Source organism: Streptomyces hokutonensis, assembly GCF_000376565.1.
GTDB classification, from domain to species: Bacteria; Actinomycetota; Actinomycetes; order Streptomycetales; family Streptomycetaceae; genus Streptomyces; species Streptomyces hokutonensis.
This window is the reverse complement of the sequence record NZ_BARG01000024.1, coordinates 212854-225514: the sequence shown is the minus strand read 5'-3', so window position 1 is coordinate 225514 and position 12661 is coordinate 212854. Positions and strand designations below refer to the sequence as shown.

Genomic DNA, 12661 nt, shown 5'->3' with positions numbered 1-12661 from the left:
GCGGTCAGACGTGCGGGCGGCGGCCTCGCTCCTGGTGCGGGAACTTCTGGTCCGCGCCCGGCAGCGTGGGCTTCGGCAACGTTGCCACTTCCTCCTTCGCCTTCTCCAGCTGCTCCGCCGTGTCGTCGGGCAGTCGGGGCGAGCGCGGGCGGGCGTCGCGGAAGCGGAACGCGGTGGTGAGGTCGCCGAAGGTTTCGCGGCGCCAGTCGGAGACGTTCGGTTCCTCGACGCCGGTGAACCGCTCCAGGAACTGGAGTGCCGACGTGTGGTCGAAGGCCTCCGAGGCAACCCAACCGCCCACGGTCCAGGGCGAGATGATGATGGCGGGGACACGGAAGCCACCGCCGATGGGCAGGCCCTGGATGAACTCGTCCTTCGTGCCGGCCGGCGGCGTCGGCGGGACGACGTGGTCGAACAGGCCGTCGTTCTCGTCGTAGTTGAGGATGAACGCGGTCTTGCGCCACACCTTGGGGTTGGACGCGATGGCCTCGATCTTCGAGGCCACGTAGTCGGCGCCCGCCGCCGGGAGGTAGTCCGGGTGCTCCGACTGGTAGCTCGTGGGGCAGATCCACGACACCGTCGGCAGCCGGTCGTTGCGCGCGTCGTCCTCGAACGTGCCGTGCGCCTGCGGCCGTACACCCCGCTCGTACAGGTCGGAGCCGGGCTGGGCGTTCTTGAAGGAGGCGAACTGCTCCAGCATGTTGGTGCCGTAGTCGTCCTCCTCCTGGTACACCTTCCAGCTCACGCCGGCGTTCTGGAGGCGTTCCGCGTACGTCGTCCAGCGGTACGGCGTCGGCGCGACGTTGCTGATGATCGGGCCGCCCTGCGTGCCGGCGGGATCGATCGAACCGGTCATCCACATCAGGCGGTTGGGCCAGGTGGGCCCGAACACCGAGCAGAAGTAGTTGTCGCAGATGGTGAAGGTCTCGGCGAGCGCGAACTGGAACGGGATGTCCTCGCGCGTGTAATAGCCCATCACATAGGGGCCGTTGACGCCGTCGGCCTTGCGGTGGGCGGGCAGCCACTGGTCCATCTTGCCGTTGTTCCAGGCCTGGTGCTGCACCGACCAGGCGTGGCTGGTGGACGGGATGGCCTGGGCGCTGGAGGTGTGGGTGTCGAGGTGGAACGGGAGGAGGTAGCCCTTCGGGTTCACCGCGTCCGGCTGGTAGAAGACGCTGCGCCCGGTGTCGAGTTTGCGAGCGTGCGGATCGGCGAATCCGCGAACGCCGGACAGCGTGCCGAAGTAGTGGTCGAACGACCGGTTCTCCTGCATCAGGATGACGACGTGTTCGATGTCCCGCAGCGAGCCGTTCTTCGGCGGCTCGGCGGCGACGGCCTTCTGGACGCTCGGCGGGAGGAGGGAGAGCGCCGCGGCACCGCCCAGTGCCCCGGCGGCCGAACCCAGGAGTCTGCGACGTGTCAACTCGGCCATGATTGCCCCTTCTTGAAGAGCATCGAGGGATCTCGTGGACCAGACCTCGGATCACTCTCCGCCCGTGCGGGTATGGGGCGTCAGGGGCGTGCGGTGAATTTGCGGCCAACGTGCGGAAAGGGGTTGGCCAAGCCGTGACCGGCAACACCCGGGCGTTGCCGGGGTGTTGCCGAACCTTGGGTGACGACTGGCCGGGGCATGATCCGACCCGGCCGAGGGCATCGACCGCCGTACTTGTTTCCCGTTTGCGAAGTTATCCGGGAATCGAACCTCTGGGGCGCAGCCGGGCGGCGATCGCGGCGACGTCGTCCTCGGCCTCCTGGACGTGGAGGCGGAGCACGATGTCGTCGAGGAGACGGGAGACGCCCTGGCCGGGGTGGAGGCGCAGCCGGGCCAGGCGGGACAGGGAGACGTCGATGTCCTCGCCGCGCCGCTCGACCAGCCCGTCGGTGAACATGACCAGGGTGTCGTCGGGGGTGAGGGTGAGCGTGGTCATCTCGTAGTCGGCGGAGCCCGTGCCGAGGGGCGGGCCGACGGGGACGGGGATCAGTTCACCGGCGCCGTCCCGGTGGAAGACGGCGGGCGGCAGATGACCGGCGCTCGCGAAGGCGGCGGTGCCGCGGTCCGGGTCGAGGAGCGCGAGCAGGCAGGTCGCGGGGCGGCGGTTGTGCTCCTCGGACATGGCGGTGTCCATCTGGCGCAGGATGCGATGGGGCGGCAGGTCGGTGGAGGCGACGTAGCGCAGCATCGAGCGGTAGGCGTTCATGTCGACCGCCGCGTCCAGGCCGTGTCCCATGACGTCGCCGATGACGAGGAGGGTGCGGCCGTAGTGCAGTCGTACGGCCTCGAACCAGTCGCCGCCGACGAGGGTGCCGGTGCCCGCGGGCAGGTAGCGGGTGGCCATCTCGATGTTGGGATGGGGGCGGCTGGGCTCGGTGAGCAGGACCTGTTGGAGGTTCAGGGCGGTGGTGCGCAGTCGGTGGTGTTCGACGGCGTGGTGCAGATGGGCGGCGGTGAGACGGGCCGCGTAGTGCACGGCGGCGGCCTCGTCGTCGCCGAAGGTCCGTCCGGCGCGGATCGCGAGGAGCGCGCCGTAGGCCTTGCCCCATGCGGTCAGCGGCACGGACAGGGCGGCCAGGACGCCGTGGTCGTTGGTGGTGAAGGACGTGGTGATCGGGTGGCCGGCGTCCAGGGCGCGGACCATGACGTCCTCGCGTGGTGCGCTGCGCAGGCTGTCCAGCAGTTCCTTGCGGCCGACGGCCGCCATCGGGTGCAGCATGCCGTGCGGTGCCGGGCGCGCCTCGTCCTGCGCGAACAGGTCGACGGCCGCGGCCTCGCACAGCTCGTCGACAAGGAACCTCGCGCACTCCGCCGCGGTTCTGCGTTCGTCGAGCGTCGACCCGATCGCGGACACCGCCCGCCCCGCGAGCACGAACCGATCCGCCAAGCCCTGCTCGGCCCCGGTCACCTCGTCGTCGCTGTCCACCACGGCCCCTTTCTGCCACCTCCATCCCAACACCCGCGCGGGCGTTCGGACGGTAGCGACCCGTGGTGGGGTGCGATCGGGTGGGGCGACGAGGGGGCGGTCGCACCTCCGCCGGGAAGGGAACTCCGTGGCCGCGCCGCCCGTACGGCCGACGTTGACCGCCTGCGAGGACCGACCTGTGACCGACGGCCAGGGTGCGCTGCCTCACCGACCCAAGGGCCCGAATCCGGTAGGAGAGTTCAACCGGTGTGCCTGGCCGCCCCAGTTGGCCGAGCGGGTGCCGGGCGGGGAACCCGGAGTGCTCCACGACCACAGCGCCGGCTGGGGCAGGAACTCCGGCGACCTGCGGAAGCGCTGCTTCCCGGACGGCGACTCCCGGCCATCGGACGTACGGGCACCGTAGGACCCTCGTCCCGAGCCAGGCACGAAAGTGTTTCGTAACCGAGGAATTTCCCGTGCTTGTCCTGGGTGTGAATTCCGTGTCAGTGTCCCGGCCAGCAGGCAGGCGAGCCGCGGTGGGGCATCCGAAAGCCTTTCGGGCCGGTAGCCGTTTCCGCCTCTGTCCTGCGCACCTACGGCATGCCGAAAGAAGAGAGGCACACCATGCGGGGAATCCCGGTCACCGGACATCTCGGAAGCCCGAGAATTCGACGCGCCGTCGCGGCGGCGGTCACCCTGGCCGCCGCCGCGAGCCTGGCCGCCTGCGGCTCCTCGGGACCGTCCACCACCTCGTCGTCCAAGGGCCTGACGATGTGGGCGCTCAACGACCAGACGATCCTCAAGCAGTCGGTGGACGCCTACAACAAGGACCACCCCGACGCGAAGATCACCCTGCGGCTGTTCGCGAACGACGACTACAAGCAGAAGCTGCGCGTGGCCTTCGGCGCGAACCAGGCCCCGGACCTCTTCTTCAGCTGGGGCGGCGGCGCCCTGAACGACTACGTCAAGGCCGGCAAGGTCGACGTCCTGAACGCCACGGACGTGAACTCGGACCGCTACACCGACAGCGTGATGCAGAGCGCGACCTTCGACGGCAAGGTCTACGGCGTGCCCGTCAACGGTCTCGCCCCGGTCGTCCTCTACTACAACAAGAAGGTGCTGTCCGACGCGGGCGTCCAGCCGCCGAAGACCTACGACGACCTCCTCGCGGCCGTGAAGAAGCTCAAGGGCAAGGGCGTGACCCCGCTGTCGCTCGCGGCGAACTCCAAGTGGCCGACGCTGATGTACCTGGAGTACCTGCTCGACCGGACCGGCGGCTCGCGTGTGTTCGCGAACATAGCCTCCGGCGACGCCGCCGCCTGGAAGGACCCGTCGGTCACCAAGGCGAACCAGAAACTCCAGGACCTGGCGAAGGCCGGCGCCTTCGGCGACAACGCGTCCTCCGTCAGCTACGACCAGGGCGCCTCGACCGCGCTGCTGTACACGGGCAAGGCGGCGATGGAGGTGATGGGCACCTGGGAGTACGCCAACATCGCCAAGGCCGCGCCCGACTTCCTGAAGAAGGGCGAGCTGGGCTACACCGCGTTCCCGGCCCTCACCGGCGGCGCCGGCAGCCCGGCGAACATCGTCGGCAACCCGTCGAACTTCCTGTCGCTGAACAAGTCGTCCAAGCACAAGTCGGACGCGCTGACCTACCTGAAGGACTACATCCTCAACGGCTCCCAGGTCGACGCCTACCTCGCCGCGGGCAGCGTCCCGCCGGTCAAGGGCCTGGACTCCAAGCTGGCCGCAGTGTCGTCGGCCTCCGACAAGGCGTGGCTGACCTTCGTCTACGACCTGGTGGACAAGGCTCCGAGCTTCCAGCTCTCCTGGGACCAGGCGCTGCCGTCCGACCAGGCCGACCCGCTGCTGACCAACACCGACAAGTCGTTCCTGCGGCAGATCTCGCCGGCCGACTTCGGGGTGAACATGAGCAAGGCGGGGTCGTGACGATCACCACCACCCCCGTACGCCGGAGAGGAGGGAGCGGCCTCCTCATGGTCGCCCCAGCCCTGCTCCTCTTCGGTCTCTTCGGTCTCGTCCCCCTGGTCGGCGTGGCGGCGCTCAGCGTCGCCCGCTGGGACGGTCTCGGTTCCATCAGCTGGGCGGGCCTCACCAACTGGACGTCCGTCCTCACCGACAGCGCCACCTGGCAGTCGCTGTGGCTCACCGTCAAAGTGATGGTGGTCAGCTGGCTGGTGCAGACGCCCATCGCCCTGGCGCTCGGCCTGTTCCAGGCGCCCAGGGGCCGACTGCGCGCGCTGTTCGCCGTGCTGTTCTTCCTGCCGCTGCTGCTCTCCGCGGTGGCGATCGGTCTGACCTGGCAGGCACTGCTCGACCCGTCCTTCGGCATCGGTTCCACGCCCGGCCTGCACTGGCTGGCCAAGCCGCTGCTCGGCTCGCCCGAACTCGCCCTGTACACGGTGATCTTCGTGATCGCCTGGCAGTTTGTACCGTTCCACGCCCTGCTCTACCAGGCGGGCATACGGCAGATCCCGACCGCCCTGTACGAGGCCGCCGCGCTCGACGGTGCCGGGCCGGTGACCCGGTTCCTGCACATCACGCTGCCGCAGCTGAAGTACACGCTGGTCACGTCGAGCACGCTGATGCTGGTGGGCTCGCTCACCTACTTCGACCTGATCTTCGTCCTGTCGGGCGGCACCGGCGGGCCCGGCACCGCGACCCGCGTCCTTCCCCTCTCCATGTACATCACCGGTTTCCAGGCCCACGACATGGGCCGGGCCAGCGCGGTGGCCACCCTGCTGGTGGTCTTCGGCCTCGGCCTGTCGCTGCTGACCACCCGCCTGTCCGGCTTCACCCGGATGGACAGCCAGCAGGAGGGCATGTGAGCACCACCGTGACCAAGACCCGTACCCCCGCCACCGAACGGCGGACCGTTCCAAGCCACCGGGCCGCGACGCCCGGCCCCGTCCGGAAGAACCCCGTTCCGGGGATCCTGCGCCGCGCCCTCACCGGCGGCGCCGCGCTCTTCTGGACGGCGATCGTCGTCGTCCCCATCTACTGGCTGGTGGTCACCAGTCTGCGCAGCAAGTCCGACTTCACCTCGGACAGCCCCCTCGCCCTGCCCAGCCACCCGACGCTGGACAGCTACCGCACCGTCCTGGACGGCGACTTCACCACCTACCTCCTCAACAGCGTGGTCGTCACCGCGGGCACGGTCGTCATCGCCGTGGCCGTCGCCCTGATGGCCGCGTTCTCCATCGTCCGCAACGCGGGCAGCCGCTTCTCCCGGGTGTCGTTCCGCGTGTTCCTGCTGGGCCTGGCGATCCCGCTGCAAGCCGTGATCATCCCGGTCTACCTGCTGATCATCCGGATGCATCTCTACGACAGCCTGCTCGCGATCGTCCTGCCCTCGGCGGCGTTCGCGCTGCCGATCACCGTGATGATCCTGGTCAGCTTCCTGCGGGACGTACCCCGTTCGCTGTTCGAGGCGATGATCGTCGACGGCGCCGGCGACTGGCGGATGCTCTGGTCGCTCGCGGCGCCCCTGGCCCGCCCCGCGCTGATGACGGTCGCCGTCTACGACGGCCTCCAGGTCTGGAACGGCTTCCTCTTCCCCCTCATCCTCACCCAGAGCGGCGACAAGGCCGTACTGCCGCTGGCGCTGACCCTGTTCAGGGGCCAGTTCGGCATCGACGTACCGGCCACGATGGCCGCGGTGGTGCTCTCCACCCTGCCGATGCTGGCCCTGTTCATCCTGGCCCGCCGTCAGCTCGTCGCCGGTCTCACCGCCGGTTTCTCCAAGTAGCCCCCACTACCGGGCAGTTCACGCGCTACGACGGCCGGGCCAGGCGCCCGGCCCCGTCGGCGTGCCCGCGCAACACCGAGGAGTCGTGAATGACGACCACCATGCCCGACCACGGCGGCCTCCCCCAGGAGGAGAGCGACCGCCCCTGGACCGACCCCGCCCTGCCCGTCGCCGAACGCGTCGAGGCGCTGCTCGCCCGGCTCACCCTGCCGGAGAAGGTCGCGCAGTTGAGCAGCACCTGGGAGGACATCGAGGCCGACGGCCCCGAAGTGGCCCCGGGCAGCAACCACTTCGGCCGGGTCGGCGACCTCGACGAGACCGCCCGGCACGGCCTGGGCCAGCTCACCCGGCCCTACGGCACCCTGCCCCGGCCCGCGTTGGAGCACGCCCGCCTGCTGGCCGAGCACCAGCGGCAGGTGGTGGCGCAGAGCAGGTTCGACATCCCGGCCATGGCCCACGACGAGTGCCTGACCGGCTTCACCGCGTACGGCGCCACCATCTACCCCACCTCGCTGGGCATGGCGGCCACCTTCGACCCGGCGCTGATCCGCAGGGTGGGCGAGGCCATCGGCTCCGACATGGCCGAGGCGGGAGTCCATCAGGGTCTGTCCCCCGTGGTCGACGTCATCCGTGACTACCGCTGGGGCCGCTGCGAGGAGACCTACGGCGAAGACCCCTACCTGGTGGGCGAGTTGGCCGAGGCGTATGTCACCGGGCTGCAGAGCGCCGGGGTGTACGCGACCCTCAAGCACTTCGCCGGATACTCCGCCTCGATGGGCGGCCGCAACCACGCACCCGTGGGGATCGGCCGCCGTGAACTCTTCGACGTCATCCTGCCGCCCTTCGAACGGCTCGTCGCCGCGGGTGTGCGGTCGGTGATGAACTCGTACGCCGAGATCGACGGCGAGGCACCGGCCGCGAGCCGCTGGCTGCTGACCGAAGTCCTGCGCGACGCCTGGGGTTTCGAGGGAACCGTCGTCTCCGACTACTGGTCCCTGCCCTTCCTGGTCAACGACCACCGGGTCGCGGCCGATCTGCCGGAGGCCGGCGCGCTCGCCCTGACCGCCGGGCTGGACGTCGAACTGCCCGACCAGCGCGGCTTCGGCGACGCGCTCGTGCATGCCGTCGAACAGGGCCTGGTCGGTGAGGAGTTGGTCGACCGGGCTGTACGCCGGGTTCTGTTCCAGAAAGTCGAACTCGGACTGCTCGACGCCGACTGGGACCCGCGGCCGCCCGCCCTGATCGCGGGTGAACTGGACCTCGACAAGCCGACAAGTCGTCAACTCGCCCACGCCGTGGCCCAGTCGAGTGCCGTCCTGCTGTCGAACGACGGGACGCTGCCCCTCCCCGCGACCGGCCGCATCGCGCTCATCGGCCCGTGCGCCGACGACGTGCGCACGATGTTCGGCTGCTACAGCTTCCCCAACCATGTCCTCGCCGAGCGCGACGACCTTGGCAACGGTGTCGAGGCGGTCTCCCTTCGCCACGCTCTCGCGGCCGAACTGTCCTCCGTGGACTGGGACTTCGAGCCGGGCTGCCCGATCCGGGAGGCGGACCGCTCCGGTATCGCCGCCGCTGTCGAGGCGTCCGCCGGCTCCGACCTGACCGTGCTGGTCGTCGGTGACAAGGCAGGCATGTTCGGGATCGGCACCTCCGGCGAGGGCTGTGACGTGGAGGATCTGCGACTGCCGGGCGTGCAGGAGGAACTGGTCGAGGCGGTGTTGGCGACCGGTCGGCCGGTCGTCCTGGTCGTCAGCAGTGGCCGCCCCTACGCGGTGGGCCGGTTCGCGTCCACCGCGGCGGCCATGGTGCAGGTCTTCCTGCCGGGCGAGGAGGGCGGCCGTGCGGTGGCCCAACTCCTGGCGGGGAAGGCGAACTTCAGCGGCAAGCTGCCCGTGCAGATCCCGACCACGCCCGGCGGCCAGCCCTACACCTACCTCCACGCGCCGCTCGGCGACCGGCAGAGCTGGCTCTCCAACCTCGACCCGACACCGGCGTTCCCCTTCGGACACGGTCTGTCGTACACGGGCTTCGAGATCGAGGGGCTCGGCGTGGACCGTGAACTGGTGCCGGTGGACGGCGAGTTCACCGTCAGCGCGCGGGTGCGGAACACGGGGGCGGTCGCGGGGGCCGAGACGGTCCAGCTGTACGCGATCGACCCGGTCGCCCAGGTGACCCGGCCGGTGCGGTCCCTGCTCGGCTTCGCCAAGGTGGCCCTTGAGCCGGGCGAGGAGGCGACGGTCCGTTTCCACGTCCACACCGACCGGCTGGCCTTCACCGGTCTGGCGGGGCGGCGCATCGTCGAGCCCGGCGAGATCCTGCTGCAGATCGGCTCCTCCAGCCTGGACACTCTGGTGCGGGAGACGGTCCGACTCGTCGGCGAGGAAAGGGACGCGACGGTACTAGGGCGCCACGCGGTGCCGGTGAGCGTCGAGCGCGCGTAGCGAACCACCCGTACGAGAAGTGGCCCCGCCGGTCGATCCGATCGGCGGGGCCACTTTCTCGTTGAGCGATGACTAGCTGCGGGTCCACTGCTGGGTGGCGTTGCCGAGCCCGGTCCACAGCTCGACCTTCGAGCCGTTGGCCGTACCCCAGTTGGTCACGTCGATGACCAGGCCGTTGGAGCGGTTGACGATGGTGCCGTCCACCCGGAACGCCCACTTCTGGCTGGACTTCCCGTTGCAGGCCCAGAGGATGAGCGTGGTGCCCGCGGTGGTGCCGTCGCCGTTCGCGGCCAGGCAGTTGCCGTTGACGCGGAGTTCACCGGCCGCGGTCTGCGTGATGGTCTGATTGGCGTTGCCGGAGCAGTCGTAGATCTGGACCTGGACGCCCGTCGCACCGTTCGGGACGTCGAGGCAGCGGCCGGAGTTGGTGCCCTTCAGGGTGAAGGTGGCGGCCGTGGGCAGTGGGTCCTGGACCAGTTGCCAGTCCTGGGAGCCGTCGGTGGTGGCCGCCGCGACGGTGACGGAGCCGCCGGCGGTCGAACCGGTCATGTAGAGGCTGGTGTTGAGGACCGAGCGGAGCTTGTAGTAACCGCTGGTCGAGGACGCGACCTGGGTCCACTGTTTGTCGGTGGCTCCGTCGTCGACCCACTGGGCCAGTTTCTGTCCCGCCGTCGCGGTGCCGGTCCAGATGGCGACCGAGCGGCCCCCGGCCTTGTTGAGCAGCGTGATGTTGCTGCCCTTGGCGGTGAGGTGCCAACGCTGGGTGGCGTCGGTGGAGTTGGCGGCGCTCAGGATCAGGTCGGGGGTGTTCCCGGTGAGGTTGGCGTCCTGGGTCTTGCCGGACGCGGGGCTGAGCACCTGCCCGGTGAGCCGGTTGACGAGGCTGTAGTAGGCGCCGTCGGAGCGGCCGAGGTCGACCTCGGCGTACTTGACCGGGCCGACGCTGCTGCCGCTCCAGGACGCCTGGAGGATGAGTACGCGTCCGGTGCCGTCGACGTACTGGAGCGTGCGGCTGTAGCCGGCCGCGATCGACGTCTTGTACTCCTTCCAGGTGCCCGTGCTCGACCCGGACTCGTTCACCCAGACGTCGCCACTGCCCGCCGCGTTGTAGACGATCCGGCCGTCCGGCATGGGGAGGAGGACCGGGCTGCCGCCGGTGGCGAGGGTGGCTCCGCCCGAAGGGACGGGCAGTGAGGTGATCGGGTTGTCCGTGGCGGAGAAGAACTTCGTCGGGTCGTCGGATATCCGGTAGCGGACGTTCGTACCGCCGCCCCAGTACTCGTACGTCAGCAGCCACTTGCCGTCGGTCGTCGGGGCGATGGTCGTCATGCCGGGCCGGCCGCCGCCGATCTCCGTCTTGCCGCCGCTCATGGTCACCGTGGAACCGGGGACGTCAACGACCGGGGAACTCCAGGCAGTTGAGCTGGAGCCGTCCCAGGTGCGGTGGACGAGGACCTGGCCGCCGGAGTCCGTCGCCGTGTCGTTGGCCGGGTCGAGGGTCGGCGCACCGGTGGTGGTGCTGTAGCCGGTGTAGTCGTCCTCGTCGGAGTAGTAGGCGATGAGCCGGCCGTTGTGGGCGAGGAGATGGGGTTCCCACACGGGGTCGACCTGGGCGGAGGTGTTGGCCGTGGAGACCCGGCCGATGCTGCCCGCGCTGCCCCCCTGCCAGCCGCCGGCGGCGATGATGTTCTGGATGGTCCAGGTCGCGCCGTCGTCCGTGCTGGAGTACAGGGCCAGCGCCACGTCCTTGCGGTCGCCGTCACTGGTGGGCGTCCAGCTGGAGTTGGCCGCCTTCTGCTCCTGGTAGTAGTAGTCGTCCCCGGAGACGATGCTCGCGAGCAGCAGGGTGCCCGCGCTCAGGCTGCCGACGTTCTGCGGGAGAACGTAGAGATACGGGTTGGTCCAATTGCTCGTGTATTTCGCGTATTTGGAGTCGCTGGAGAGATAGGCGGGCGCTTGGACGTCGGACAGTTTCGCCCATGTCGTGCCGCTGTCGTCGCTCTTGTAGATGGGAAGCGTCTGGCCGACCGCAGCGGTCTGGTCGTTCTCGAACGTGGCCACGATCCGGCCGTCCGGCAACTGCGCCGACTTCGGATAGAGCACGCACGGACTCTTGTTGCAGGCGGCGGTGTTGGTCGCCGTATACAGATTGGCGGGACTCGGCTGATAGGCCGACGCGCTTGTCGCGGAGGCGATGGCGAATGCCACGCCTGTGCCGAAGGCTGCCGCCCACGCGAAAGCCTTTCGCACCCAGGATCTTGTCAACGGCTTTCCTTTCACCGGGAGGGGGTCCGGGCAGGAAGCCAGTATTCGCAGCGGACATGGCAATGTCACCGCCGCGTTTCGAAAGTGTTTCGCGGAATGGGGAGTTACGTGGTATTGACGCGTCTCCGCACGGACGTGGAAGTCCGCAGGACGAGTTCTGTCGCCAGCTCGATGCGCGGGGACACGGGCGGCCGGCCCTGGGCGAGTTCGAGGAGCACCCGGGTCGCCTCACGGCCGAGTTCCTCGAAGGGCTGGCGTACCGCGCTCAGCGGTGGGCAGGCCATCGCCGCGACGAGCGTGTCGTCGAAGGACATCACCGCGAGGTCGTCCGGTACGGCGAGCCCATGCTGCCGGGCCGCCTCCAGCACGCCGAGCGCCTGTGCGTCGCTGGCCGCGAAGACAGCGGTGGGCGGGTCGTCGGCACTCAGGATCTGGGCGCCGGTGGCGAGCGCCTCGGCGTAGTCGAAGTCGGTGGAGCGGACGATCGCCGGGTCGTAGGCGATCCCGGCCTCCTCCAGCGCGGCCCGGTAGCCGTGCACGCGGGCCGCCCCGGCCAGCGAGTGGGAGCGGCCCGCGACCATGCCGATCCGGGTGTGTCCGAGTCCCAGCAGGTGCTGTACGGCGTCACGGGCGCCGCTCCAGTTCGTCACGCCGATGCTGGGGATGTCCTCGGAAGGCGCGCTGAGCGGGTCGATGAGGACCACCGGGAGGCGCTGTTCGACGATGCGGCGCTGGTCCTCCTCGGACAGCATCGAGATCACGATGACGATCCCGGCGGCGCCGAGCGCGACGCACTGCTCCAGCCACCCGGAGATCGAGCGGCGGCCGGTCGTGCCGGTGACCACGTCGATGCCGAGCTCTCCGGCCGCGTCGACGATGCCGCGGACCACCTCCAGCGTGTACGGCCCGGAAAGGTCGCGGAAGACCGCGATGATCTGCCGGGGTGTCGCGGGGTCCCGCTCCCAGGGGCGTACGAAGCCGTGCCGCGCGAGGAGCTCCTCGACCCGCTCGCGTGTCCGGGCGCCGACGTCCCGGCGCCGGTGCACCACCTTGGACACCGTGCTGAGCGAGACGCCCGCCTCGGTGGCGATGCTCGTGAGGAGGCCGTACTGCGCCTCCAGTTGTCCCTTGCCGCGACCTGTCACCCGATGCCCGTTCCGCTCGCCGAACACCGATGCGCCGGACCGCATCGCGTAGCTGGCCTGTAACTTTGCCGCAAGGTAACGGGGCGCGGGCCGTGGAGGCAATACCGGTGCACGGCGTCCCGTACGGTTCGGCCTGCGGGG

9 protein-coding genes are annotated in these 12661 nt (G+C 69.6%); 5 read left to right on the top strand and 4 right to left on the bottom strand.

Annotation, left to right across the window (positions count from 1 at the left end):
• Positions 1 to 4 precede the first annotated feature (4 nt).
• Positions 5 to 1432, bottom strand: a complete 1428-nt coding sequence (locus SSP08S_RS13000) for an alkaline phosphatase family protein (RefSeq protein ID WP_019068035.1) — start codon at positions 1430 to 1432, stop codon at positions 5 to 7.
• A gap of 253 nt (positions 1433 to 1685) precedes the next feature.
• Positions 1686 to 2918 (bottom strand): PP2C family protein-serine/threonine phosphatase, encoded by a 1233-nt coding sequence (locus SSP08S_RS12995; RefSeq protein WP_245607874.1) that lies wholly within the window; start codon positions 2916 to 2918, stop codon positions 1686 to 1688.
• 178 nt (positions 2919 to 3096) lie between these two features.
• On the opposite strand from SSP08S_RS12995, the gene SSP08S_RS12990 reads away from it, so the two are divergent.
• The 5 genes from SSP08S_RS12990 to SSP08S_RS12970 all read left to right on the top strand — a co-directional run bounded on the left by SSP08S_RS12990 (position 3097) and on the right by SSP08S_RS12970 (position 9110).
• Positions 3097 to 3321, top strand: coding sequence for a hypothetical protein (locus SSP08S_RS12990; protein ID WP_019068033.1), 225 nt, complete (start codon positions 3097 to 3099; stop codon positions 3319 to 3321).
• Between the two features lie 200 nt (positions 3322 to 3521).
• Entirely contained in the window at positions 3522 to 4847 is a 1326-nt protein-coding gene (locus SSP08S_RS12985) for an extracellular solute-binding protein (RefSeq protein WP_019068032.1), read from the top strand.
• A 47-nt stretch (positions 4848 to 4894) separates the two neighbouring features.
• Positions 4895 to 5746: a carbohydrate ABC transporter permease gene (locus SSP08S_RS12980; RefSeq protein ID WP_019068031.1), complete on the top strand. Its 852-nt coding sequence runs from the start codon at positions 4895 to 4897 to the stop codon at positions 5744 to 5746.
• Positions 5743 to 6666 (top strand): carbohydrate ABC transporter permease, encoded by a 924-nt coding sequence (locus SSP08S_RS12975; protein ID WP_019068030.1) that lies wholly within the window; start codon positions 5743 to 5745, stop codon positions 6664 to 6666. The genes SSP08S_RS12980 and SSP08S_RS12975 overlap by 4 nt, the downstream gene beginning before the upstream one ends.
• An 89-nt stretch (positions 6667 to 6755) precedes the next feature.
• Positions 6756 to 9110, top strand: a complete 2355-nt coding sequence (locus SSP08S_RS12970) for a glycoside hydrolase family 3 N-terminal domain-containing protein (protein WP_019068029.1) — start codon at positions 6756 to 6758, stop codon at positions 9108 to 9110.
• Between the two features lie 72 nt (positions 9111 to 9182).
• On the opposite strand, the gene SSP08S_RS12965 is transcribed toward SSP08S_RS12970, so the two are convergent.
• On the bottom strand, positions 9183 to 11318 hold the full coding sequence (locus SSP08S_RS12965; protein ID WP_439654573.1) for an RICIN domain-containing protein: 2136 nt from the start codon (positions 11316 to 11318) through the stop codon (positions 9183 to 9185).
• Positions 11319 to 11479: 161 nt separating this feature from the next.
• Positions 11480 to 12520, bottom strand: a complete 1041-nt coding sequence (locus SSP08S_RS12960) for a LacI family DNA-binding transcriptional regulator (protein WP_019068027.1) — start codon at positions 12518 to 12520, stop codon at positions 11480 to 11482.
• Between the last annotated feature and the right edge of the window lie 141 nt (positions 12521 to 12661).